A 25,241-nucleotide genomic window follows, 5' to 3' on the forward strand; every position below is an offset into this window, starting at 1 on the left:
TCTCTGGCTTACGATTGCCTCGGTGCAAGCCACAGGCTGCACGCTGCCTATTCAAATCCGCGCCGTTTGCGGGCTTGATAAAAGGGCGTGGATACTCTCACGCTCCCCTCCATTGCCTCGCTTGTGCCGAACAGGAAGAAACCATGGACAAAATGACGGCCCTGACCATATTCGTCGCCGCCGCCGAGCACGGCAGCTTCAGCCGAGCGGCCGAGCAGTTGGGCAAGACGCCCTCGGCCATCACCAAGGCCGTTGCCCACCTGGAAGCCGAGCTTGGGGTGCGCTTGTTTGAGCGCACCACCCGGCGCATGGCGCTCACCGAGGCCGGCAGCCTGTACCTGGAAGGCGCGCGCCAGGCCTTGATGCACCTGCAGCTGGTGACCGAGGAGGTGGAGCAGTTGCAAAACGAGCTGCGTGGCACCCTGCGCATCACCGCGCCGCCATCGTTTGGCCCGGCGTTTCTCAACCAGGTGTGCTTTCGCTTCATGCGCGAACACCCGCAGGTGCGTTTGGAGGTCAACCTTAACGACGCCAACGAAGACCTGATCGACGGCGGTTACGACCTGTCGCTGCGCGATGGCCCCACCGACCAGCCGGAGCTGATCGCCCAGCCACTGATCGAGAACCGCGTGATCCTCTGTGCCAGCCCCGACTACCTGGCCGGCCGTGGCGAGGCCATCACCTTGGAGAACTACGCCCAGCACGACTGGCTGCTGCTGCGCCACCCTCTGCTCAACCGCAGCTTCTGGTGGGTCGAGCACCAGGGCCAGACCTTGCGCGTGCGCCAGCCCACGCCTCGGCTGGTGAGCGATAACTTCGACTTCCTGCTCGCCTGCTTGCTCGATGGTCATGGCCTGCAGTTCGTGCCCACCTGGTGCGCCGCGCCGTATCTGGCCACGGGGCAATTGGTGGAGGTGCTGCCCGACTATTGGCGGGCGTTGAGCGCCTTCGGACCCTGGGTGCACGTGCTGTACCTGCCCCATCGCCGCAGCACGCGCAAGGTGCAAGCCTTCATCGCCTTACTGCGCGAGCAATTGCGCAGCCAGGGGTTGTAGTCGAGGCGGGTAGGGGAGGCAATTGTTCCGCTCAGGCACAAAAGTTGTGCAGGTTGTGGCGATGATCGAGCGGGGGAGGCTCGCTAGGCTAGCGGTGGTTGCCTGAATCCAGTGTCCGCATTCTTTCCAGAACTGCAACGATGCCTCGAGCCTTCTGTACCAGGAGTTCCCCGCAGTGAAGATCCATACCCTAGTCACCGATGTCCGCACGCCCGTCGAACGGGGTCGCCAGATCGGCGAGCGCTTTGCCGAGCAGATCCGCCACACCACCCAGCGCTATCTGGATTTCTTCCCGCGGGTGGGGGTGTCCCTGCGTGAAGCGCAGCGTATCGGCGAAAACAGCCTGGCAGCCCTGCAAGCCTGGAGCCCGAACCTGGCGGCCGAGGTGATCGGTATGGCCCGCGGCGTCGACCTGCCGTTGTGGCAGCTGGCAAGCCTGAACGCCCGCACCGAGGTCCTGGCCGCACGCACCCGTCACAGCGAATGCTCCACCACCGTGCATGCGCCGCGCGGCCCACGCGCGCCGCAGACCCTGCAAACCTGGGACTGGCACGACAGCCTCTGCCCCCACGGCCTGATGCTGGCGCTGCATACCGAGCGTGGCATGAACGTCAAACTGTTCTGCGAATTCGGCATGCTCGCCAAGCTGGGCGTGAACAGCGCAGGCCTGGGCCTGCATTTCAACATTCTCCACCACACCAGCGACAACGACAGCGGGGGTGTGCCGGTGCACGCCATTGCCCGTCGTCTGCTCGAAGACGCCAGCAGCGTAGAGGAAGCTATCGAGCTGGCCCGTTCGGCGCGGGTCAGCGCCTCCACCGTGCTCACCGTGTTCTCTCGCGAAGACAGCAGCCCGCGCGCCGTCAGCATCGAACTGAGCCCAGAGCGCACGGCGCTGGTGCTACCGCGTGAAGACGGCTGGTTGCTGCACACCAACCACTTCCTCGACCCGCAACTGAGCCTGGGCGAACAGGTCGCTGACCGCGCCGACACCCAGTGCCGCCTGGGTCACCTGGAACAGGTGATCGGCCAGATGGGCAGCGCCGACCTGCGCGCCCGTGCCGAAGCCATGTGCGGCGCGCAGGGTGACAGCGCACCGATCTGCTTCCACCCGGACATGGCCATGCCTGATACCGAGCGTTGGGAAACCCTGCTGAGCGTGGGGATCGATACCGAGCGCTGTTTGTTGGAATACGTGGCGGGCACGCCGCTGCAACTGGCCAAGGCTGGCTTCGAACGCTTCTGAGCCCACCCGGTGCCGCCAGAACAAGGCGGCGCCCGCTGACAATGAGAATAACAACAATGCATGCGGAACATTCCAACCCTGCGTCGTCCCGGTCTGCGTTGCGGACCTTTTGCGTCTCCGGCATGGGCACTGCGCTGGAGTTCTATGATTTCATCATCTACGGCACTGCGGCTGCGCTGGTGTTTCCCCAGGTGTTCTTTCCCCAGATGGACCACCTGACCGCGACCTTGGTGGCCTTCAGCGCCTTTGGCGCAGGCTTCTTCGCCCGTCCGCTGGGTGGTTTGGTGTTCGGCCACTACGGTGACCGCATCGGTCGCCAAAAGGTGCTGGTCGCGACCTTGTTGCTCATGGGCCTGAGCACCTTCCTCATCGGTTGCTTGCCAAGCCATGCCAGCATCGGCGTCGCTGCGCCGATCCTGCTGGTGCTGTTGCGCCTGATCCAGGGCTTTGCCGCCGGAGGCGAATGGGGCGGTGCCGCGCTGTTCGGCATCGAAGCGGCGCCGCCGGGCAGGCGAGGGCTGTGGGGCAGCTTCACCAGCATGGGCATCGGTATCGGAGGGATTCTCGGCGCTGCGGTGTTCGCCATCGTCAGCGCCGCCTTCAACGACAACCTGGTGGACTTTGCCTGGCGTATCCCGTTCTGGCTCGGTGGTGCCTTGGTGCTGATCGGCCTGTACGCACGGCTGAAGGCACCGACACCGGTTGCCGCGCCGGCAGTCAAGCCGGTCCGAGCTCCGCTGGCCGAGGCCTTGCGTCAGCGTCCACGTCAGTTGCTGCTGTGCACCGGGATTGCCTTCGGCTACTGCACTATTGCCTACATCGGCAGCACCTTCTTCCTGACCTACGCCACCCAAGTAGGCTTCGGCAGCACCCAGGCGTTGATCTTCGACCTGACCTTGTCGATCGCCATCGTGTTCTCCGCGCCGCTGTTCGGCTACCTGTCCGACCGTCTGGGCCGGCGCACGGTGATGGTGTTCGGGGCGGTGGTCATGGCGCTCGGGCTGTTCGCTTTCTTCGAGCTGGTCGGCATGAAGAGCTTCGGCATCGCTTTGTTCGCCTACAGCCTCACAGGCCTGTTGATGGGCGCGACCCAAGGGCCGATCCCGGCGTTCCTGGGCGAGCAGTTTCCACGCAGCATGCGCTACTCGGGGATCTCCTTCAGTTACCAGATCGGCGCGGCGCTGGGTGGGGGCACCGCATCGAGTATCGCCACGGCGATCCTTATCCTCACTGACCACAACCCGCTGGGTGTGGCGATGTATGGAGCTGTGGCACTGACATTAGTCGCAGTGTGCTCATTGAAGCTACGGGAGACATCGCGGTTGAGCATGGCGAAAATCGATGAAGAAGCTGATGGTGGTGCAGGTGCAAGCGAAGTTGCTGCGACGCTAATGGGCATTGGCGACAAACAATAGAAGCCGCTTCACATCGCGGCGGATCTAAGTTGGCGACTTTGCAAAAACTGACTCGGTGGGAGCGGGCTTGCCCCGCGATGCGGTGTGTCTGGAGGGCCGCCATCGCGGGGCAAGGCCGCTCCCACCGAGCAATAACGTGATCAACGGAGGGGCCTTGTAGCGGTGGCGCTACAGGGCGTTCGCAAAACGCTCGCCACACAAACAGCGTCAGTTCTGCGCCATCCGAAAGCACAGGTTCACGGTCGTTCCCTTGTTTTTGCCGGTGGCCAGGCTTGCGTGACCACCAAAGCGCTGCATGATCAATTTCACCAACATCAAACCGATTCCAAAGCCTCCCTGTTTGATCGCGCAACGGGGCCGAAACAGTGCTTTCTGTTGGGCAGCGGTCAATCCCTTGCCGGTGTCCTGTACGGTGATGTTCAACCGCTTGAACGAGCGTTGATTGATGGTTATGTACAAAATCCCGCCGTCTGGCATCGCATCTATCGCATTGGATACCAGGCTGTCCAATATTTGAACGAGCAACCGGTGATGACCGGTGACCGGCAAGGTGCGGGTGGCTGAAAACTCAACATGTACATTGGCGTTGCTTAATGGCAGTTCAAGATTTCGCAAAGTCTCAAGCACTGCGTCTACCGGATCGACTTTACCGATTTCACCCTTCAGCGAAGTGGACGCCACATGCAGTTCCTTGATCCAGTCTGACATGCAGTCGACCTGGTTGATGATGTCCCCGATGTTTTTGCAGGCCGCTTGAGTGCCGATCTCCAGGGCCAGTTCTGCACTGGAACGGACCGCGGCGAGCGGGTTGCGTAAGTTGTGAGCCACAACGCTGGACACGTCGTTAAGCAAGGCGGCCATTTCGTGGTCGATGTTCTTCTGAGTCCTCGAAGGAAACAGGTTGCCAAGCCTACCGGTAAAGGAGAGGAGACCAAGGTAGATCAACGCTGCGCCAATCGAGCAGGCCAACCACATCACCAGGTAACCTGATCGAGTGTTGGTCAGCCAACCGGGGTGTTCGGTATAGAACTCGACCACTGAGGGCACTTCTCCGGCCTTGTTGACGAGCGGGATGTAATGCTCGATAAACAGGTTGCTTGGCTTTCGAATGAACTGCTGTTCTTTGCGACTTTCTTTTACCTGGTGGTAGCTTGCAACGACGCCACCCTTACCGGACTCAGTGCTCTCAAGTTCGTCGTTGTCTGGGAATTGCTGGCCGATCAGTTTTGAGTTGCTGGACCAGATAATGACTTTGTCGGGTGCATAAACATTGATTAACAACGTATCCGACTGTTTGGCAATGTTGCTCAGGCTCTGAAAAAACAGATTTCGTGATTTCTGACGATTGATCCGGGTTTCCTGCGGCAAGCCGCTGTCTGCACGCGAGTCCAGCAGGTCGCTTGTCTGATATCCCGGCAGCCCCGTGCTACCCGTATCCACTGCGCCCAAGGCCTGTATGAACTTGGCCGTGAGGGCGGTACTTTGTTCGGTGCTGATACTGACAATCACGCTGGTGGCAACCAGCCCAACCAAGGCGGCCACCGCAATGATGCGGGCTCCGATGGGAAGCGAGGGCCTTCGGATGACGTTGAGTTTCGCCCAAAGCGAAGCGCGTTGATGCCGACCGGCGTTTTCGATCGCCGAGGTTGGTAGGTTAGTCTCGTGAGTTTGCTGCATGAGCTTCACACCTCGAGATTGTGAAAGAACACTCTGCACTGCAGTTCAGATCATGGAACAAGCACGCACCATGCCAGGCTCGATAGCCCCTGGCGCTTGGGTTGGGGCTCCGGCGCGCTAAAGGTGGCACCCAAAAAGCACCCTCATTTGGGGGTTGATTGGGTTTATGACACCCAAATGAGGGTGTTTTGGGGCGGGCGGGGAAGTGGGGTATCCAATGCCCGGCAATCCACCCGCTCAGGTTTGAAGTGGGAGCGGGCTTGCCCCGCGATGCGATGTGACTGACAGATCGCCATCGCGGGGCAAGCCCGCTCCTACCGCGTTGTGGCCGGGGCGAGATGCTTCGTCGGCCAGACGGTCATGGCGAATCGCCTTGAGGGGGCTATCGTTGCTTGTCTGGGCAACGACTACCGACTGAGGGAGGCGCCATGAACACCAGTGATTTACTCGAACAACTACTTCAGGCCGGGCAGGGCTCGCAAGCGCGCCAAGGCAGCGGCGGCATGTCCGCGCAAGACGGCCTGGGCGGTTTGGGCGGCTTGCTCGGTGGTCTGCTTGGCGGTGGTGGTGGCGGAGCAATGGGCGGCGGTGGTGGCCTTGGTGGTTTACTCGGCGGCCTGTTGGGTGGCGCGGGTGGCGGCAGTGCTGGCGGCTATACCCAGGGGCGCTCAGCAGGTGGCACCAATTACGCGGCCCTGGCGTCGTTGGGCATGATGGCGTTCCAGGCCTATCAAAGCTGGCAGCGTAGCCACGCAGCAGCGCCGCAACAGGCGGTGCGTACGGTCGACCAATTGTCCGGCCCCGAGGCCGAGGATCACAGCCATGCCATCTTGCGCGCGCTGATTGCCGCCGCCAAGGCTGACGGTCGCATTGACAAGCAAGAAGAACAGTTGATTTACGCTGAAATCAAACGTCACACCGACGACCCGCAACTGCAGCAATGGCTGGACGATGAAGTCAGCAAGCCCCTCGATGCTGCTGACGTTGCGCAGTCGGCCCAGGACCCGGCCATGGCCGCGGAAATGTACCTGGCCAGCGTGATGCTGGTGGATGACCAGCAGGACGCCGAGCGGGCCTACCTTGATGAACTGGCTGGCGCACTGCAAATCGATCCGACCTTGCAGGTACATCTGGAGCAGCAGGCCAAGGGCGGCGCTTGACCGGGCTGAGAGGCCTGCGCTTAGTCCCCCTTGTGTGTCCGGGGCCGAGAGGTCAATTGCGAGCGCGGCGTCAAGATGGCCAAGGCAACCGCCACGATGAAGAGCGCTGGCACGTCACCTGCCAAGTGCCCCATTTGCTCCGGCTGTGTGGCCGCCTGGACGGCCATGATTGCTCCGTGTACAGCGCTAGACCACACGGTGAACCAGATCAGGCTCAGATTGGCTAATGGATCACGTGCGGCCAGGATCAAGAACACGCCAAGTGTGGCGTAGATGCCAACGATCATCATCGGGTAGTCCGAGTGACCGACGTGCCAGGCCCAGCCGGATGGCCAGAACAACATAAGTGGGTAGAGAGCAAGGCACGCGAGGCCAGCCAAAACGAGAACGACGCGCAAATACCTGAGGCGACCGACTACGCTCATAGCGGGATCCTCCTGGGGCCTGACGCTAAAAGACCCCGAGTGGGGGTGATATCGCCCAATCTGCTCAATCAGTTCCGACAGTAGACCAAGCATAGCTACTGATTTGCCATTGCTCCGTCCACCGGCTGCTTTGGGTTGCAGCCGTGTGGTGCGCCACTAGCACACCCAATTGCTGCAACTCACGCACAGGAGTCACCCCATGAACATCGACCTCAGCGCACGCACCGCTATCATCAGCGGCTCTACCGGCGGTATTGGCCTAGCCATCGCCCGTGGTCTGGCGCGTGCCCATGCTGACGTAGTCATCGCTGGCCGTAGCCAGACATCGCTGGATGCCGCCCTGGCCGAACTGCGTGCCCAAGCCGGGCGAGGCCAGGTACAGGGCGTCGTCGCCGACCTGGGCACCGCCGCGGGTGTCGAAACGCTGATCGCCGCCCACCCCAAGGCCGACATCCTGGTCAACAACCTGGGCATCTACGACGATGTCGACTTCTTTGAAGTAGCCGATAGCGAATGGGTCCGCTTTTACGAAATCAACGTACTGTCGGGCGTGCGTCTGGCTCGCCACTACGCCCCGGGAATGGTGGAAAAGGGCTGGGGCAGGATCCTGTTCATCTCTTCGGAATCGGGCATCGCCATCCCGGCCGACATGATCAACTACGGCGTGACCAAGAGCGCCAACCTTGCCGTATCGCACGGTCTGGCCAAGCGTCTTGCAGGTACCGGCGTCACCGTCAATGCTGTGCTGCCCGGGCCGACTCTAAGCGAGGGCGTCGCCAGCATGGTGGCCGAAGCCGCCAAGGCCTCCGGTCGCAGCATCCGCGAAGAGGCTGACCATTTCGTGCGCAACGCCCGCCCGAGTTCGATTATCCAGCGCGTTGCCGACGTCGACGAAGTCGCCCACATGGTGGTCTACCTCGCGTCCCCTTACTCTTCCGCCACCACCGGCGCAGCCCTGCGGGTCGACGGTGGTGTGGTCGACAGCCTTGCGATCTGAATCCAGCGTGTATGAACACAAGGGGCGCATAGCGGCCTTTCATTAAAGGCAGCAATTGGCCAGGAGCAGAGATTGATTTTCTACCGCTAGAGAAGGCGCTTGCGCCCACAGGCTTCCAGGGCAAAATCCAGGAAACTGCGGTGCTTGGGGGCATCCTGCGGTCCGGGGCGTAGAGCATATGCGGAAGCCAATCAGCAAGTCGGCAAGATTGTGGTCACCGTTTGATTGGCCCCGTAAAGGGCTGAAAGCTTGAACTCTCGGCCCTGTTTTTACGCCAGCCGATCGTCTCCTTTTGGCCGTGAGCTGCCAGTCAACAATGACCGCTTCCGGCCATAAGCGGACTTTCACCGGTGGGAGCGGGCTTGCCCCGCGATGGCGACCTTCCAGACACACTGCATCGCGGGGCAAGCCCGCTCCCACCGAGCCTAGCGCTCTAGGCTGGGTGGCGCAGACCTTTCAATCGTTGCATTGCCCACTGCGCATCGTCGAGAACGTCATCAAAAATGGCTTCCACTGACTGTACGGCATTGGCAAACACTACTGATGGGCCATAGTCGAGCATGCCAAGACTACTGTCACCCGTCAGGTATGCCTGAGTGGTGAGTGTCCCCATTACATGGGGTCGGTAGTCTTCGAAGTCGCTAGTCCCCGTCGCATCCAAAGCGGCAACTGCTTTTGCGCTTTTGTTGTGCAGAACCCGGTGATGCTGCTGTAGGCCGGTCTTCACTACAACGCTATCAGTACCATCACTCTGGACAAGTAAATCCTTGTATTGGCGGTGAATCCACAACTCCTCCGAAACCAACATTCGAGAGCCCATCAAGACAGCGTCTGCCCCCATCATCAGGGTCGCAGCCAGTTGGCGACCTGTTCCTATTCCTCCACCGATGACCAGTGGAATGGAAATCTCTTTCGACGCGTGGGGCGCCTGAACCATGCTGCTGATCCCATAGGTGCCTGGATGTCCTCCACAGTCATTGCCGACGACGATGACTGCATCCACACCAAGCCGTGCAGCTGATCGTGCGTAACGGACAGCGGGGACTTTGTGCAGGACTTTGATACCCGCTTCCCGCAGTGCTGGAAGAATACTTTCGGGACTTGCACCAGACGTTTCGACGCAGAGGACTTCTTCCTCGGCAAGAATTTTCACTTGTTCTTGTAGGCGCTCAGCCGCCTTGGTTTGACTTGAGAGGTAGAGATTCACGCCGAACCTCTTGCCAGAAGTCAGGTCACGGCACATCCGAAGTTGTTCACGAAACTCGCCCGGATCGGGAAAGCCAGCAGCAACGATAAACCCCATCCCACCGGCGTTGACTACCGCCGCGACATAGCTTGCGTCCGAGACACCAGGCCCCATTCCTCCGCAAAGAATAGGGTGACGAATGCCAAGCATTTCAGTAATGCGGGTTTTGAACATCGGGCTTCGCATAGTGGCTCTCCAGTTCATTGACGCCATAAGGCGGACAAGCCGATCCGGGCAAAGGAAGTCGATTCCACACGGCGGAACCACACACCACCGGAAGGCTACAGCCTTATAGCTGAACAATTGTTCAGTAGTAAAGCTATAGGGGAGCGATTGAGCGTACTGGGTCTCAGGATGGCCCTCTTCGTGAGGTTTGTATGGCGTAGAGACGGCCAGCGAAAGACGGCTAATCAATGCAGTGATTGCCGTTGGCGACAGTTCACAAGACCCGCCGGGCTTTCCCCTCATTATGCTTTGCTGCTCTATCGCCTGTGAAAAAACGTGCTAGCGAAACCGCTTGATTGTCGTTGGCCAGTCACTAGCCTCGACAACAGCGTATTCGCTTCACGCCAACAAGGCAGGAGAGCACTGATGAGCGCCCGTAGCAATGTGGTGATACTGAGCTTTGACCGGGCGTCAGCTGCATTGCGCGACGGCCTTTCGGTCGCTCAGCGCATTGGTGACACCCTCTGGGTGGCCAACGACGAGACCACCAGCCTGGAACGCCTGACCCTCCACGAGACAGCACCCGGTGAGGAGGTGATCTGCGACGCGCATCAATCCTTCCCGCTCATGGCATACCTCGACCTGCCCATACCGGAGTCGGACGACGAGATCGATATTGAAGGCCTGGCCTACGACCAGGACAGCGGATACCTCTGGGTGGTGGGCTCGCACAGCCTCAAACGCAAAAAGGCCGACCCCGACAAGCCTGCGCAAAAGAACATCAAACGGCTGTCGACGATCGAGGCAGACGGCAATCGCTTTCTGTTGGCGCGTATTCCTGTGGTGCAGCAGCACGACCGCCCTGAACTGGCCTGGGTGGTGGATGCCGATGGGCGTTCGGCGGCGCAGTTGCGTGGCAATGCGCTTGGCAACGACCTGACGGCGGAAATTGCCAGGGATGATCAGCTTCGGGACTTTCTGCGTATCCCGGGTAAAGACAACGGGTTCGATATCGAAGGGCTGGCGGTGATCGGTTCGCGGCTGCTGTTGGGCTTGCGCGGGCCGGTGCTGCGCGGGTGGACGGTGATGTTGGAGATCGAGCCGGAACTGGATGGCAACTCGGTGGATACGCTGGTGCTGAAGAAAATCGGCGAGGATGGGCGCCGCTATCGCAAGCATTTCTTCTCGCTCAATGGACTGGGAGTGCGGGACCTGTGCGTGAGTGGCGACGATCTGTTGATTCTGGCGGGGCCAACCATGGACCTGGACGGGCCGGTGACGGTGTTTCGTTGGCGAGGTGGTTTCGCTTCTGATGAACAACAGGTGGTCTTTGCCGAGCAGTTGGAGACAGTGCTGCAGGTGCCTTTCGGGCAAGGGGACGATCATGCTGAGGGGATGTGTTTGTTCGGGCCGAGTGAGCAGGGCGGGGAGGTGGTGTTGATTGTTTATGATTCGGTGGCAGATGGCCGTAAACGGGGTGAGCGGAGTGTAGAAGGGGACTTGTTTATCTTGGAATAGTCCTTCGTATTCCTCAGGCAATCCACCTTAACAATTGTTAATGCTGCCCTTCAGCGTTCCTGCCCAGAATGAGGAAAACAATAATCAGCAGGAACCCCGCATGACCCCTTCACCCCACTGTGCGACATCTGTCTATGCGCTTTTTCAGGCCTCGGCCCAGGCTTTCGGCGAACGCCCCGCGCTGACCTACCTCAGCAATCTGGAGCCACGTCAGACGCTTACCGTCAGCTACAACGAGCTGCTGTCGAACATCAATCGCGCGGCGCGCCTGATTCTGGATCTGGCCGGGACGCGTAAGCCAGTTGTCACGCTGCTGCTGCCCAACATTCCTCAAAGCCAGTACCTGCTGTGGGCCGCTGCCAGCGTCGGTGTCGCTAACCCGATCAACCCGCTGCTCAACGAGGATGCGCTGTACAACCTGATGCTCAAGGCCGAGACCAATCTGATCTTCGTGCTGGGCCCCGCGATCGATCCTGACCTTTGGCAAAAAGCGATCAATGTATCCAGGCGCCTGCCGAACACGCCCACTTGCATTTCGGTCATGGCGCCAGGCGGAGCGTTCTGTTTTGACGCAGAGCTTGAAGGCTACAGCGCTGACGAACTGGAGCCTGCCTTGCAGCCCCAGGCCGATGATATCGCCGCCTACTTTCATACCGGCGGCACCACAGGGTTGCCTAAACTGGCCTGCCACACCCATGCCAATCAGTTGGCGGCGGCGTATGCCTACCGGCGTTGCATGCAAGCCAGCGTCACTGACGTAGCGCTCAACGGCTTGCCGCTGTTCCATGTGGCAGGGGCGCTGGTCAACAGTCTGGGCGGTTTGGCAAGCGGCTTGAATATGCTATTGCCGACCCTTTCGGGTTTTCGCAATCCCGAGGTTATTCGACGTCACTGGCAATTGGTCGAGCAGTACGGCATCACCATCAGCGGCGGCATACCGACTTCGGTTGCAGCCATGCTCGATGTGCCGGTGGCTGGTCATGACATCAGCTCGTTGCGTTTCATGATTTCCGGCGGCGCGCCCGTACCTGCGGCGCTCTGCGAGCAGTTGCGCGAAACCACTGGGTTGAACCTGTACCAGGCTTACGGCATGACTGAGGCGGCGGGTGTGATTACCTTGCCCAATCTGCAGTGTCCCTCCCTGCCAGGCAGTGCCGGCCACGTGAGCGGGGCGATGGAAGTGAAGATCGCCAGCAACGGCGAGATCTGTGTGCGCGGGCCGATGGTCTTCCCTGGGTACTTGGGCCAATCTGAAAACCCGCTGGAAGATGGCTGGCTGCGTACCGGAGACCTGGGCCGCGTAGATGAGCTGGGTAATCTGTTTATCACTGGGCGTGCCAAGGACTTGATCATTCGCAGCGGTCACAACATCGACCCGGCGCTGATCGAGCAGTGCCTTGAGGCTCACCCACAGGTGTTGCTCGCCGCCGCCGTCGGTATGCCGGATGAATATGCCGGTGAGTTGCCGGTAGCCTTCGTGCAACTACGCAAAGGCAGTGAGGTGAATGTCGAGGAGCTGCGTCAGTACGCGTTCGACAACATTGCCGAGCGCCCGGCTTGCCCGAAACAGGTGTTTCTGGTCGACGCGCTGCCCGTTACGGCAGTGGGGAAAATCATCAAGCACCGGCTGCGTGAACTGGCTGCGACCTATGCCTATAGCGAGCGCATCCGGCAACGGTGCGGCGATCTCTCGGGTGTCGAGGTGAACCAACAAGGCGATGGCAGCCTGGCGCTCAACCTCGACAACGTGCCTGCTGAACACCAACGTTGGTGTGCAGAGCAGGCTGAACGTTTGGGGATTCGTGCACGGATGTCAGCGTTAGCAGCTCACTGAAAGGCACGGAATGCGAAAGGGCGGCCGCTGTGATTCAGCCGCCCAGTTTGCGTTTGATTCGCGAAAATGAAACGGCGTCCATGCTCAGGTAGCTGGCCAGCTGGTACTGCGGCACCCGCGACAGCAGCCAGCGCTCATGCTCCAACAGCCAGCGATAGCGCTCCTCGCTATTACAGGTCAGCAACAAGGCCTCTCGTACTTCATTGCGCAACATGATCTCGCGGGTGATGGTGTTGAGCATGCCCTGCAACTGCACACTGCCGTCATGCTGCTGCGTCAACACGTTCAGCGGCACCGCCACCAGGCAACCAGCCTCCAGCACCTCGATGTTGTAGGTGCAAGGTTGTTGCCGCAGAAAAGCACTCAGCGAGCCAACCATGTCACCTTCGTGAAAGAACGCTTTGTTCCACTGCTTTCCTTCCGGGGATGAGTAGTAATAACGCACCAGGCCCGACAGAATGATGAAAAAGTGCGTGGGCGATTCGCCGGCACGCACGAGGTGTTGGTCGCGGGCAACGTCGCGCAGTTCAAGCACCTGCAACAGACGCTGCAAAGGCTCAGGCTCGCTCACGCCGTAGCGGTGGAGAACGGACTTGAACAGCTCAAGCGCGTTCGCGTCGAGAAGGGTTTTCACGGTGATTCTCGCGACTCGGGGAGTTGTCGTGGGCGGTTCCAAAACGCTCTGAAGACACGCAAGGCAAGCCCCCGAAGCCGGTGGGACATCAGTTATGCCAGCGCTTCGTTGTGTGCCTCTCGAAACAGCATAGCCACGCATTCAGCGGTCAAGGCCGGTTCTGTTTCACCCTCGATTTCAAGTTGGGCCAGCAGGATCAGCAGCGTACGCCCCTCATCCTTGGCTTCGGCCGAATGCACGGTAGCGCGTGCCCGCACACGTGAGCCGGCACGTACCGGGTTCTTGAAACGTACGTTGGTGACGCCGGCATTGACCAGGCTACTGACGCCGGCAGGCACGATGCCCATCTGCATCATCAGGCCGCCGAGCAACGACAGGTTGAGAAAGCCATGGGCAATGGTGGTGCCGAACGGGCTCTGTTCTTTACAACGCGCCTCATCGACGTGTATCCACTGGCGGTCTTCGGTGCAGCGGGCAAATTCGTTGATGCGGGCCTGGTCGACCGTGGCCCATTCAGAAACGCCCAATTCCTTGCCCACGAAGTGATGCAGGTCGTCGTAGTGGTAAAGCGGTGTCATACAGCGCACTCCAAAGCGGTGGCATCTTCAAGAATCATGCTGGCGCCTTTCTCGCCAATCATGGTGACGGGTTGGTTGGTATTGCCGTTGACCAGAGTGGGCATGATCGATGCGTCGATCACGCGCAGCCCCTCCAGGCCATGCACACGCAAGCGTGCATCGACCACCGCCATTGCATCGCTGGCCGGGCCCATTTTGCAGCTGCCCACCGGGTGGTAGGCCGTCTCGACGTTCTGCCGCACCCAGTTCTCGATCTGCTCATCGCTTTGCACATGCGGCCCAGGATTCACCTCGCACTCGTTGTGCACCGCGAGGCCTGGTTGGGTGGCGATCTTGCGCATCATCTTGATACCCAGCACCAGTCGCTGAAGGTCTCGGGGGTGGCTCAGGTAGTTGGGGTCAATCAACGGTGGCGCCAGTGGATCACTGCTGCGCAAACCAACCCGACCACGGGAGAGCGGGCGCCCATCGTTGATCGCCATCGAGTAGCCATAACCGGATGCCGACAGCTTCATGTCGCGCCCATGGTCGCGGTACATGATCGGTGCACAATGCAGCTGCATGTCGGGCAGGGTTTCTTGTGGCAACGAGCGCACAAAGGCGCCCGCCTCGATCACATTGCTAGTGAGCATGCCGCGGCGGCCGAAGATGAACTGGAACATGGCCTGTACACCTTGGAGCAGTGACGAAGGGTGCAAGGAGATGCCGCGACGGGTGTGGGTACGCACGTTGATCACCACGGCAAGGTGGTCCTGCAGGTTCTGACCGACGCCCTCAAGCGCGTGGCGAACCGGGATGCCATGCTTTTCCAGCTCTGCACGTGGGCCGATACCAGACAACATCAGCAGTTGCGGAGACTGGAAGGCGCCACCGCTGAGTATGACCTCGCCGGTGGCCCGCGCTTCACGCACTTGGCCGTTGTGCCGGTACTCCACACCTACTGCACGCGTGCCGTCCAACAGCACGCGGGTGGCATGGGCGCCGGTGATGATCTGCAGGTTTTCCCTGTCTTGCGCGGGAGTCAGGTACGCCCGGGCGTTGCTGCAACGGCGGCCGTCTTTTTGATAAGTGCGCTGCAGGCAGGCGCCTTCTTGATTGGCGCCGTTAGGGTCGGCGCTGCGCGGCAGCCCTGCCTGGGTGCAGGCCTCAAGAAAGGCGTGGCCGTAGGTGCTGGTCCAGCGCCGCTCGGAAATATTCAGCGGTCCACCCTTGCCATGGTACGGCGCGTCAGCAGGTTGGCTGGCAGGCTCGAAGTTTTCCGACTTCTTGAAAAACGGCAGAACTTCGCTAAAGCTCCAGCCCGTGCACCCCAGACGCTCCCACTCATCGTAGTCCCACGGCTGACCACGGGTGTTCACCGCCATATTGATACTGCTCGAACCACCGAGGCAGCGCCCACGCGGTTGAAACAAGCGGCGGTTGGCCAATTCAGCTTGCGGCTCGGTTTCGAACAGCCAGTTGTAGCGACTGCTGCGCATCAACGCCACGGTGCCAGCCGGAATCGCCACCAGCGGGTTCCAACGACCGCTCGGGCCTGCTTCCAACAGCAGCACGCGATTACTTGCGCACTCACTTAAACGGTTTGCCAACACCGACCCGGCCGACCCGCCACCGACAATTATGTAATCCCACTCGTTGCTGTTCATTACTGATGTCACCTTTGTAATTGTTGTGGTGTCGCGTCAATCGAACAGGTCTGGATCGCTGTGGGTGATCTGATCCCACAGCGGTCGTGCCTGGAACCAGCCGGCATACGGCGAGCCGACCTGCGCGCGCACGCCCAGTGCGGTTTGGTGATCGATCAGCTTGGGGTTGCCAGCCGCCATGGCCAGCAACTGCGCCTGGCAGGAGCGTTCCAGGGTGATGAACCACCAGATGGCCTCGGCCACCGTCTGGCCCACGGTCAGCAGGCCGTGGTTCTGCAGGATCACGGCCTTGTTTTTGCCCAGTGCCTCACCGATGCGCTGGCCCTCATCCTGGGCCGTGGCAACACCGCCGAATTCGCTGTACAGGCCATGGTCCTCGTAGAAGGCGCAGGCGTCCTGTGTGATCGGCGCAAGCTTGATGCCCAGGCTGGAAAACGCCTTGCCATGCAACGAGTGCGCGTGTGCAGCGGCCAAGGCGTCAGGACGGGCAGCGTGCACATGGGAGTGGATGACCAAGGCGGCGCGGTTGACCGCGTACTGGCCTTGGACAACGTGACCCTCATGGTCGACCAGGACCAGGTCTGAAGCACGAATGCGGCTGAAGCTCTTGCCGAACGGGTTCACCCAGAACCACTCGGACGGCCGCTCAGGGTCACGCACGGTGATGTGCCCGGCGACACCTTCGGAAAAGCCGAAACGACCAAAAAGCCGCAAGCCAGCGGCGAGTTGCTCTTTGCGGTATTGGCGTTCTTCGGCAAGGGTGTCGAAGCTCGGCGGCTGTGGAATCTGGACACCTTCAGGGCAGGGGCCAAACAGGGCATTAACCAAGGCTGCAGGTAGTTCTTTTGTCATTGTTATAGGCTCCAGCGGCGCGATTCGATGGCGCCAATGCAGGTTCAGGAGTGCTGAAATTAAACAAAAATCGATCAATTAACTTGACTATTAGCGAATCGAAACCTGACTATTTACGAATATTTTTAGGCGGCGCAGGGCGCTGGCAGGTGATGAGCTAATGAACTATTTCGTGCGCAGTGGCTCGCTTCTGGGATTTTCCGAACTGGTCCGAGAGCTGGGGCAAGAGCCTGAGCGTCTGTTGCGCGAAGCCGGTTTGAGTCAGGCAGTGATGCACTCGCCTGACCTGTACATCCCCTATGTGGCGATGGCGCAGGTGCTGCATCTGGCCGCCTTGCGCTGCAAGGCCCCCGACTTTGGCGTGCGCCTGGGTAATCGCCAGGGATTGGAAGTGCTTGGCGCGCTCGGCTCGTGCCTGTGCATCCAGGCCACCGTCGGTGACGCCATGCAGTTGCTGCAGAGGAACATGGACTTCCATGCGCGGGGGCTGCTCTGGGAAATCAGCACGAGCGCGTCGCGGGTGGATATCCACTTGAGGTTTGCCTTTGCCGCGGAAGTGGATTGCGAACAACTGAATGCGTTGACGCTGGCGGTGTTCACTCAAGGTATCAGCCAACTGCACAATGCTGATGTGCCGCCGCTTGAAGTCGGGTTGCAGATGGCCAAACCTGCCCATCACAACGTCTACCAACAGGCATTGCGCGGCACCGTGCGCTATGAACAGGCGACCAACCTCTTGAGCTACCCCGCGGCCTTGTTGGAGCAGCCGGTGGTGGTTGAGCAGCGCTGGCGCAATCACCTGACGCGACAATGGCGCAGCGGTTGGCAGCGCTTGGCCCCCATCAGCCTGGCCGACCAGGTAGAAAGCGCCATTGATGCCTTGCTGCCAACCGGGGAGTGCAACCTGGCCATGGTCGCGACGCTGGTAGAAATGCACCCGCGCAGCCTGCAACAGCGCCTCAAGGCACAAGGCAGCAGCTTTGCGCACACGCTCAAAGCGGCGCGCATGCGCTTGGCCAAGCATCACCTCACCAGCAGTTCCATCGACTTGACCACCCTGGCGCTCAACTTGGGCTTTGCCGACCTCACGGCGTTCAGCCGTGCGTTCAAACAATGGACCGGCGAGTCGCCACGCCGGTGGCGACAGCTGGCCGATAGCGCGGACGCTGAAGCCCACTGACGGCAGGTCAGCAGCTCTCAGCTCTTCATGCGAATCATCAGGTTGAGGATTTTTTCGACTTTCTTACCGTAGGGCGGCAGCATCATGTTGATCGCCCGGATCGGGCCCTGGTACAGCACTGGGCGCAGCTTGGAGAAGGTCAGGAAGCCTTCGTAACCGTGGTAGTGGCCCATGCCGCTGTTCCCGATGCCACCAAACGGCAGGCTGTGCACGCTGACATGCAACAGGCTGTCGTTGATGGTCACGCCCCCGGACAAGGTGTTGTAGATGTACCAATCGGCCAGGCTACGTTCATTGGTGTAGGCGTAGAACGCCAGCGGGCGAGGGCGGTTGTTGATGTAGTCGGTGACTTCCTCACGGGTGCAGTAGGTCTTGATCGGCAGAATCGGACCGAAGATCTCGCGCTGCATCAGCTCCATGTCTTCGGTTGGATTGAGCACGATCACCGGTGCCATGATCCGCCGACCGGCATCAGGCGTCTGCGATTCGACCAGATTGACCAGCGTGGCGCCCTTGGCCTTGGCATCGTCCAACGCCGCCTGCAGGCGGTCGTAGGAACGTTGATCGATCACGGCGGTGTAATCGCCATTGTTGATGATCGGGTAGTGCTTGGCGCAGTAAGCCTTGGCTGCGGCGACAAATGCGTTGACCTGACGCTCCGGCAAAAACAGGTAATCCACATTGGTGCAGATTTGCCCGGCGTTGAACGTCTTGGCCCACAGAATACGTTGGGCCGCTTTCTCGATTGGAAAATCTGGCGCGACTACAGCGGGCGACTTGCCGCCCAGCTCAAGGGTTACTGGTGTCAGGTTCTGTGCGGCGTTGGCCATTACCGCTTTACCGGTGGCCGGCGAGCCGGTGAAGAAAATATGGTCGAACTTCAGTGCAGTGAAGGCCGGGCCACGGCCACCACCGTCTTCGAAAAACACCAGTTTGCCTGCCGGGAAATAGCGCGGCGCCAGGGCTTTGAGCAAGCTCGCCAAGTGATTGGAGTTCTCCGACATCTTCACCATTGCGCTGTTGCCAGCGGCGAAAATACTGGTCAGTGGGTGAAAGGCCATGGCGATCGGAAAGTTCCACGGCACCACCACACCGACCACACCGATCGGCTGCGGGATCAGACGCGCGCGCGCCAGCGGCAACTGCATCGGGTCAACGTGGCGTTTTTGTGGCTTCATCCACTTCTTCACCCGCTTGATGGTGTCGTGCAAGCCATCCAGGGTCACCGCGATCTCGGCAAAGGTCGTTTCAAACCGCGAACGGCAACCGTAATCCTTGTTCACCGCTTCGATCAGCGCCTCGCGGTTGTCGGCCACCAGCCGCACCAACGCCTTGAGGTCGGTCACACGTTGAATAGCGTCCGGGCAGCGGTTGGCCTCGAAGTGCGCGCGCTGGCCCTCCAGGCATTGCAGGAACTCAGCGGGGATATCGACGATCGCGTTCATGGGGTCTCACTCGAAGTATGCAGGCAAGCAATGGGGCTGTTATTGGATTGGACGAGCTGCGACAGCAATGAGTGGTTACGCGCCGAGTAGCAGCGCCGCTGGGAACCGTTGGACCCTGACAGTGTGTTTCAACCACTTTTGCTGATCAGGCTTCAAAACTATATAAAAAGTCCGTTGAAAACCTGACCATTCACGAACGCCAACTTGACTATTTGCGAGGGGCGGGATGCAGGGTGCGGTAGGAGCGGGCTTGCCCCGCGATGGCCAGAGGCATCAACCCATTACGGGCCGCCATCCAAACGTTTCGAAGCCGTTCCGTAATTACCAAGCTGATAGATCGCAATGTTCTTGACGCCAAACGTGAAACTCTCGAATGGCTGCAGTTCAAGTGCCTTGAGCCAGTCGAGTGGCGCAACGCCGATCGTCACGTGTGGGTTGAATTTGGCACCGGTCTGGTTGGGGATGAACGTGTCGACATACTCGAACAGGGCAGGGGGAAAGGCTGCGCCAGACGTGTCGGGAACGAAGGCTGAGGCATCGCCACCTTTGACAGCATACTGACCCGCACCCTCGATTACCGCGTTCTGCAACATGCGCAAACGTTCGGTTGGCTGAATGACGATACCGGCCAAGCCGACCTGGCCATTGGGTATATGGTAGAGCCCCGTTGCTGTCATTTGCAGGCGATCAAGTTCGAACGCTGACTTCACGCTGTCAACGGCCGCCACGACCTTTGGCAGGTCGGTTTGCGCAATGTACAGCTGGAGCAGGGTGATGTGCGGGGCGTGCTCGGCATCCAGTTCGAACCCTTCCGGGCTTTGCTCACGCATCAAGCCATTCCATTTCCCGGCCACCTCGACCATTTTTGCGTCAGGCTGGATGAGGATGTCGATGGCGATCAGGTCGTCACGAGCATTGGCTGACGATACAGTCAGCAACAGCGCTGTCAGTACCAGTGTTTTCTTCAAGAAAGTCGTCAGCATCGCCATTCCTCCTACGCTGGCTGACTCATTGCAGAGCAGGGTCGCTCTGATGAGTGAAAGTAAGCGTAGCCGAGGCATATTTATCCCGGGCGGTTCCTTACCACTGGCGAGATCGGCCGATCGCAGCGGGTCGCAAACGACTGCTCTGGATCGCTGCTTCCGACCCAAAGCCGTCGGTGGATTAGCGGCTCGGTGGGAGCGGGCTTGCCCCGCGATGCGGTGTGTCTGGAGGGCCGCCATCGCGGGGCAAGCCCGCTCCCACCGGCGAAAGTCCGCTTCTGGCCCAGACCGTGTAAAAACGTTGGCATCGTCCTTGCTGTGATTTGATGGATTCAAAATCAGCGGGGGACGCCAATGAAGCGCTTTATCCAGGGAGAGCACCGAGGGCAAAGCACACTGCTTCCCGAGAGCTTGGATGACTACGTGGCGGACACCAACCCGGTGCGGGTGGTCGATGTTTTCGTCGATGAACTCGACCTTGGCCTACTGGGTTTCGAGGGTGTCGTCCCGGCGGAAACCGGCAGACCCGCCTACCATCCTGCTGACCTGCTGAAGATCTACATCTACGGTTACCTCAACCGTATCCAGTCCAGTCGACGTCTCGAACGCGAGAGTCAGCGCAACGTTGAGTTGATGTGGCTGACCGGACGTTTGATGCCGGACTTCAAGACCATCGCCAACTTCCGCAAGGATAACGGCAAGGCAATCCGCGGCGTCTGTCGGCAGTTCGTGGTGCTGTGCCAGCAACTTGGCCTGTTCTCTGAAGCGCTGGTAGCCATTGATGGCAGCAAGTTCAAGGCGGTCAACAACCGTGACCGCAATTTCACCAGCGCCAAGCTTCAGCGGCGAATGGAGGAGATCGAGTCCAGCATCAACCGTTACCTGACCGCACTGGATACCGCTGATCGCCAGGAACCGGCCGTGGCGCAGGTCAAAGCCGAACGCCTCCACGACAAGATTGCGACCTTGAAAACTAAGCTGCGGGAGCTCAAGGAAGTCGAGGTACAGCTCAACGAAACACCGGATAAACAGATCTCCCTGACCGATCCCGATGCCCGCTCAATGAAGACCCGGGGCAGCGGAATAGTCGGCTACAACGTGCAGGCGGCGGTCGACGCGAAGCACCACCTGATCGTGACCCACGAGGTCACGAACGACGGGGTCGATCGAGACCAACTGAGCTCCATGGCCAAGCAAGCGCGAGAGGCCATGGGTGTCGAGGAACTCTCGGCGGTCGCAGACAGAGGGTATTTCAAAGGCGAAGAAATCCTGGCGTGCCATGAGGCTGGAATCACCGTTTTCGTGCCCAAGACGCTGACCTCGGGAGCGACAGCGGCTGGTCGCTTCGGCAAAGGTGATTTCATCTATGACGCAGCCAAGAACGAGTATCGATGCCCGGCTGGGCAAAGCCTGATCTGGCGGTTCTCAAGCGTCGAAAAAGGGCTGAAACTGCACCGCTACTGGAGTTCGCATTGCCAGGGTTGTGCGTTGAAAGAGCACTGTACGCCTAGCTCAGAGCGCCGAGTGAGCCGATGGGAGCATGAGGCAGTGCTCGAAGCGATGCAGAGTCGCCTGGATCAAGCGCCTGAAATGATGCGAATCCGCCGTCAGACGGTCGAGCACCCGTTCGGCACGCTGAAGAGCTGGATGGGCGCCACCCACTTCCTCACCAAGACTCTCGACCGAGTGAGTACCGAGATGAGCCTGCATGTGCTCGCCTACAATCTCAAACGCGTGTTGAACGTGCTGGGCAGCGGTGCCCTGATGGCAGCGATGAAGGCCTGAGGCCTGTTCTACGACTCGTACCGCCCTCCAGCAGGCGTACTGAAGCCGAAAGTGCCATAGCAACCAGAATTATCGATTGCGCCTGATTGGGCCTCCGACGGCCTCCTAGACGCTGAGAAAATCCCCGGAAGTTGATGGTCATCGTTTGCTGCGTTTTTACACGGTCTGGGCCGATTTCTGCCTGCCCCTTACGCCAAGCATAAATCCGCCAGAATCTACCCATCCCGGCAATCCCCAAATCACCTTCCAACAATGCAGAACACCCGCTACGGGCGGCGCTTCCATGCACAATGCATGACGGTTTATTTTGCAGTTGTTACAAGATGTTGAATTCAAAGGTGTTGTGAATCGCAGCGTTTTGGCACAGGCCATGCACCCGAATAACTGGACATTCCAGGTTTACCGCGGGAGCTCACACACAATGAATACATCAACAGAATCCCACCTCACTGCCCTCGCGGCAGCGGAGCGTCGTTCCGGTGTTTCATGGGCGGCTATATTCGCGGGCGCGGCGGGTGCGGCGGCGTTGTCGCTGATATTGGTTTTGCTCGGTTTCGGGCTTGGCTTCTCGGCCGTTTCTCCGTGGCCTGGTGATGGGGTGAGTGCCAAGGGCCTGGGCATTTCGACGATTGTCTGGCTGGCGGCAACCCAGATTATCGCGTCCGGCCTGGGTGGCTATCTGGCCGGACGGCTGCGGGTCAAATGGGCGAGTGTGCACGGCGATGAGGTGTACTTTCGCGATACCGCCCACGGCTTTCTGGCATGGGCCGTGGCAACCCTGGTAACGGCAACGCTGATGGTCGGCGTAGCCAGTCATAACGTCGGTGCGGGTGTTAAGGCCGGTACCGAGGTTGTGGCGGGTGCAGCAGGTGGCATCACCTCCGCTGCGACGGCTACCGCAGGCACCGCGGGCAGCAGCCCCTATGACTACTTTGTCGACACCCTGTTTCGCAGTGACAGCGCTTTAGCGGTCAATGAAGATGCGGGCGAGGCAGCGGTGACCCGGATCATGGTGCGCACGTTGAGCAACGACGGGCAACTTAGTCCTGAAGACCGCGCCTACGTGGCGCAATTGGTCAGTCAACGTACCAACCTGACGCCGGCTCAAGCCGAGCAGCGCGTCGATACCGTGTTCGCCCAGGCGCGCCAGGCCATGGACGACGCCAAGAGGGCTGCCCGCGAAGCGGCCGATGCCGCCAGTAAAGCCGCCGCCGTATCGGCGCTATGGATGTTTATCGCGTTGTTGTGCGGGGCGTTTTTTGCCAGCCTCGCCGCCACCTATGGAGGGCGTCGTCGCGATGCCGTCATCCTGAGCGATGACCTTGTAAGCGCACGGGTTCATTGAACCGAGGAGAACTATCATGCGTTCCTTACTGCTGTTTATGCTGGGTGTGCCGATTCCTGTGATCATCCTGATCGCGTTGTTCATGCATTGATGAGTGGGTTACGCACGGCCCCGGCAAACGGGGCCGATGTGTCGTGTAAGCAATCAGGCCTACGCTTCACTTGGGAACTCCGGCAGCCCGTACGTCAACGCGGGTTCCAAGGTCAGCGACAAGGGGTATAACTATCAGAAGAAGACGGGGCATCGAGAACAGGCCCTCCAACGCTAGCGCTCGGGCCAGGCAGGTCTGATCGGCGCCTGCGGCGCGGAGCGATACGATGAGTGCCAGAGAGTGGCGATGGGCTCGCAAACACCTGCTTGGCTGTATTGGACTGGCCTTGCTGTCCGCGCCACTGGGCGTCAGTGCCCTGTCCAAATGCCAGGCCAGTGACGGCGCCATCAGCCAGCCACGGCTTGTACGCAACGACACCCCGGGCGCGATGCGGGTTCGGGTGTTCACCTTCATCCACAAGGGTGTTCGTCAATACGTGAGCCGCCGCCCCGTCGGGATCTCCGCGCGGGTCGATGTGCTTGATCTCTATTACATCAAGGGCTGTTACCTGTGCATGGCGGCGAAGGACTTCAAGGTCACCTCACTGCAACTGGACACCCGATCCTATCGTCGCGAGATCGAAGCCGCTGCGGATCGTTATGGTGTCGACAGGGCGTTGGTGCGGGCGGTGATCCATGCCGAGTCGGCGTTTCGCCCCAACGTGATTTCTGTCGCAGGCGCCCAGGGGCTGATGCAATTGATGCCCGCCACCGCCGAGCGCTTCGCCGTGGATAATCCGTTCGACGCACGCCAGAACATTTCTGGCGGCGTGCGCTACCTGGCCTGGCTGCTCAAGCGCTTCAACGGCAACCAGATGCTGGCGCTGGCAGGTTACAACGCCGGCGAAGCCTCGGTAGTCGAGTACAACGGGATACCTCCCTACGCCGAGACACAATCCTACGTCAACCTCGTACAGTCCTTGACCGAGCGCTACCGCAATCATCGCTAGCACTGCAGGGCGCACATCCGGTAGGAGCGGGCTTGCCCCGCGATAGTTTGACGCAAACAGTGGAGTGTCATTCAATGCCTGCCACTGTCGAAATCAGGAGATACCGTGCTTAGAACTGTTGCGGACATGGACCTGCGCCTGCTGCGTATTTTCTCCGCTGTGGTCAAATGCGGAGGCTTCACGGCTGCTCAGGCGGAACTGAACATGAGCCAGTCCAATATCAGCACGCATATCTCGGGCCTGGAAAAACGCCTCGGCTACCGTATCTGTGAGCGCGGCAAGGGCGGTTTCCGACTCACGGAAAAAGGTGAGCGCATTCTTCAGGCCGCCAATGCCTTGTTTGACGCGGTCGATGTTTTTCGTGACCAGGCACAGGACCTCTCCGGCCGGCTGGTCGGCGATTTGTACCTGGGCCTGGCCGACAACATTGCCACGTTGCCGGCCGCCCGTATCGATGCAGCCATTGCTCGGTTCTACCAGCGCGACCACGACATGCACCTGCACATCTTCGTCAACTCACCCACCGAGTTGGAGCTGGCTGTGATCGATGGGCAGCTCGATCTGGCGATTTCCTATTTCAGCCGGCCACTGCCAACCCTGGCTTACCAGCCGCTGTATGTCGAAGAAGTGGGTGTTTTTTGCGGGAGCAGGCATCCCTTGTTCGGTGTTGCGCAGCCGGAACTTGAAGCGCTTCAGGCCAGTGACTGGATCAAACATGGTTTCTTGCCGGTCGACCAGGTGCTGCCGATCACGCCGCAGCGTGCCTCAGCGACTGCCCATCATATGGAAGCGGTGGTGCACGCGGTGCTGGCAGGCACGCACCTGGGGTACTTGCCCAGCCATTACGCCCAACCCTGGTTGAACAGCGGCCAGATGCGCGCACTGCACGCTGACACGCTGCGTTATGAAGTGCCGCACAGCATGGTGACCCCCATAGGTCGTCCCCAGAGTGAGGCGGTCAGTGCCTTCATTGAAGATTTACTGACCGAACACGCCCTGGGGAACGCCTGACGCT

Annotated in this window: 21 protein-coding genes; 12 read left to right on the forward strand and 9 right to left on the reverse strand. The window is 60.1% G+C overall.

What is annotated here, in order from left to right; translation table 11 throughout:
• Window positions 1-143 precede the first annotated feature (143 nt).
• The 3 genes from ACP6KB_RS11390 to ACP6KB_RS11400 all read left to right on the forward strand — a co-directional run bounded on the left by ACP6KB_RS11390 (window position 144) and on the right by ACP6KB_RS11400 (window position 3,716).
• Complete coding sequence (locus ACP6KB_RS11390) at window positions 144-1,055, forward strand: LysR family transcriptional regulator (protein WP_442113819.1); 912 nt, start codon at window positions 144-146, stop codon at window positions 1,053-1,055.
• Window positions 1,056-1,230: 175 nt separating this feature from the next.
• Window positions 1,231-2,301, forward strand: a complete 1,071-nt coding sequence (locus ACP6KB_RS11395; RefSeq protein WP_442113820.1) for a C45 family autoproteolytic acyltransferase/hydolase — start codon at window positions 1,231-1,233, stop codon at window positions 2,299-2,301.
• A 56-nt stretch (window positions 2,302-2,357) separates the two neighbouring features.
• Window positions 2,358-3,716: an MFS transporter gene (locus tag ACP6KB_RS11400; protein ID WP_442113821.1), complete on the forward strand. Its 1,359-nt coding sequence runs from the start codon at window positions 2,358-2,360 to the stop codon at window positions 3,714-3,716.
• A gap of 207 nt (window positions 3,717-3,923) precedes the next feature.
• Here the strand turns inward: ACP6KB_RS11400 and ACP6KB_RS11405 are convergent, their stop codons facing one another.
• On the reverse strand, window positions 3,924-5,393 hold the full coding sequence (locus ACP6KB_RS11405) for a sensor histidine kinase (RefSeq protein ID WP_442113822.1): 1,470 nt from the start codon (window positions 5,391-5,393) through the stop codon (window positions 3,924-3,926).
• A 428-nt stretch (window positions 5,394-5,821) separates the two neighbouring features.
• On the opposite strand from ACP6KB_RS11405, the gene ACP6KB_RS11410 reads away from it, so the two are divergent.
• On the forward strand, window positions 5,822-6,553 hold the full coding sequence (locus tag ACP6KB_RS11410) for a tellurite resistance TerB family protein (protein WP_442113823.1): 732 nt from the start codon (window positions 5,822-5,824) through the stop codon (window positions 6,551-6,553).
• A gap of 20 nt (window positions 6,554-6,573) precedes the next feature.
• On the opposite strand, the gene ACP6KB_RS11415 is transcribed toward ACP6KB_RS11410, so the two are convergent.
• The gene (locus tag ACP6KB_RS11415) at window positions 6,574-6,978 is read right to left on the reverse strand and encodes a DUF6632 domain-containing protein (RefSeq protein WP_442113824.1); all 405 of its coding nucleotides are present in this window, start codon (window positions 6,976-6,978) and stop codon (window positions 6,574-6,576) included.
• Window positions 6,979-7,177: 199 nt separating this feature from the next.
• Here ACP6KB_RS11415 and ACP6KB_RS11420 point away from each other — a divergent pair, with 199 nt between their 5' ends.
• Window positions 7,178-7,975, forward strand: coding sequence for an SDR family NAD(P)-dependent oxidoreductase (locus ACP6KB_RS11420; protein WP_442113825.1), 798 nt, complete (start codon window positions 7,178-7,180; stop codon window positions 7,973-7,975).
• A gap of 433 nt (window positions 7,976-8,408) precedes the next feature.
• On the opposite strand, the gene ACP6KB_RS11425 is transcribed toward ACP6KB_RS11420, so the two are convergent.
• A complete protein-coding gene (locus ACP6KB_RS11425; RefSeq protein WP_442113826.1) occupies window positions 8,409-9,407 on the reverse strand; it encodes an NAD(P)H-dependent flavin oxidoreductase in 999 nt (332 codons plus the stop codon).
• A 405-nt stretch (window positions 9,408-9,812) separates the two neighbouring features.
• On the opposite strand from ACP6KB_RS11425, the gene ACP6KB_RS11430 reads away from it, so the two are divergent.
• Both ACP6KB_RS11430 and ACP6KB_RS11435 read left to right on the forward strand, forming a co-directional pair.
• Window positions 9,813-10,904 (forward strand): DUF3616 domain-containing protein, encoded by a 1,092-nt coding sequence (locus ACP6KB_RS11430; RefSeq protein ID WP_442113827.1) that lies wholly within the window; start codon window positions 9,813-9,815, stop codon window positions 10,902-10,904.
• 100 nt (window positions 10,905-11,004) lie between these two features.
• Complete coding sequence (locus ACP6KB_RS11435; protein WP_442113828.1) at window positions 11,005-12,738, forward strand: AMP-binding protein; 1,734 nt, start codon at window positions 11,005-11,007, stop codon at window positions 12,736-12,738.
• A 34-nt stretch (window positions 12,739-12,772) separates the two neighbouring features.
• Here ACP6KB_RS11435 and ACP6KB_RS11440 read toward each other — a convergent pair whose 3' ends face one another.
• From ACP6KB_RS11440 to ACP6KB_RS11455, 4 genes are all read right to left on the reverse strand, one after another.
• The gene (locus tag ACP6KB_RS11440) at window positions 12,773-13,372 is read right to left on the reverse strand and encodes a Crp/Fnr family transcriptional regulator (protein ID WP_442113829.1); all 600 of its coding nucleotides are present in this window, start codon (window positions 13,370-13,372) and stop codon (window positions 12,773-12,775) included.
• Between the two features lie 92 nt (window positions 13,373-13,464).
• A complete protein-coding gene (locus ACP6KB_RS11445) occupies window positions 13,465-13,950 on the reverse strand; it encodes a MaoC family dehydratase (protein WP_442113830.1) in 486 nt (161 codons plus the stop codon).
• The gene (locus ACP6KB_RS11450; RefSeq protein ID WP_442113831.1) at window positions 13,947-15,596 is read right to left on the reverse strand and encodes a GMC family oxidoreductase; all 1,650 of its coding nucleotides are present in this window, start codon (window positions 15,594-15,596) and stop codon (window positions 13,947-13,949) included. Before ACP6KB_RS11450 ends, ACP6KB_RS11445 begins: the two co-directional genes overlap by 4 nt.
• Window positions 15,597-15,632: 36 nt before the next feature.
• On the reverse strand, window positions 15,633-16,448 hold the full coding sequence (locus ACP6KB_RS11455) for a class II aldolase/adducin family protein (RefSeq protein WP_442113832.1): 816 nt from the start codon (window positions 16,446-16,448) through the stop codon (window positions 15,633-15,635).
• Between the two features lie 160 nt (window positions 16,449-16,608).
• Here ACP6KB_RS11455 and ACP6KB_RS11460 point away from each other — a divergent pair, with 160 nt between their 5' ends.
• A complete protein-coding gene (locus ACP6KB_RS11460; protein ID WP_442113833.1) occupies window positions 16,609-17,628 on the forward strand; it encodes an AraC family transcriptional regulator ligand-binding domain-containing protein in 1,020 nt (339 codons plus the stop codon).
• A 17-nt stretch (window positions 17,629-17,645) separates the two neighbouring features.
• Here ACP6KB_RS11460 and ACP6KB_RS11465 read toward each other — a convergent pair whose 3' ends face one another.
• Both ACP6KB_RS11465 and ACP6KB_RS11470 read right to left on the reverse strand, forming a co-directional pair.
• Window positions 17,646-19,073 carry a coniferyl aldehyde dehydrogenase gene (locus ACP6KB_RS11465; RefSeq protein ID WP_442113834.1) on the reverse strand — a complete coding sequence of 476 codons (1,428 nt, stop codon included), beginning with the start codon at window positions 19,071-19,073 and terminating at the stop codon, window positions 17,646-17,648.
• A gap of 281 nt (window positions 19,074-19,354) precedes the next feature.
• A complete protein-coding gene (locus ACP6KB_RS11470; RefSeq protein WP_442113835.1) occupies window positions 19,355-20,062 on the reverse strand; it encodes a 2'-5' RNA ligase family protein in 708 nt (235 codons plus the stop codon).
• 348 nt (window positions 20,063-20,410) lie between these two features.
• Here ACP6KB_RS11470 and ACP6KB_RS11475 point away from each other — a divergent pair, with 348 nt between their 5' ends.
• From ACP6KB_RS11475 to ACP6KB_RS11490, 4 genes are all read left to right on the forward strand, one after another.
• Entirely contained in the window at window positions 20,411-21,841 is a 1,431-nt protein-coding gene (locus ACP6KB_RS11475; RefSeq protein WP_023098450.1) for an IS1182-like element ISPa7 family transposase, read from the forward strand.
• Between the two features lie 421 nt (window positions 21,842-22,262).
• Entirely contained in the window at window positions 22,263-23,186 is a 924-nt protein-coding gene (locus ACP6KB_RS11480; RefSeq protein ID WP_442113836.1) for a hypothetical protein, read from the forward strand.
• A 317-nt stretch (window positions 23,187-23,503) separates the two neighbouring features.
• On the forward strand, window positions 23,504-24,226 hold the full coding sequence (locus ACP6KB_RS11485; RefSeq protein WP_442113837.1) for a lytic transglycosylase domain-containing protein: 723 nt from the start codon (window positions 23,504-23,506) through the stop codon (window positions 24,224-24,226).
• Window positions 24,227-24,331: 105 nt separating this feature from the next.
• Entirely contained in the window at window positions 24,332-25,237 is a 906-nt protein-coding gene (locus ACP6KB_RS11490) for a LysR family transcriptional regulator (protein ID WP_442113838.1), read from the forward strand.
• The last annotated feature ends 4 nt before the right edge of the window (window positions 25,238-25,241 follow it).

Source organism: Pseudomonas sp. NUPR-001 (assembly GCF_052147955.1).
In the GTDB taxonomy this organism is placed as follows: Bacteria; Pseudomonadota; Gammaproteobacteria; order Pseudomonadales; family Pseudomonadaceae; genus Aquipseudomonas.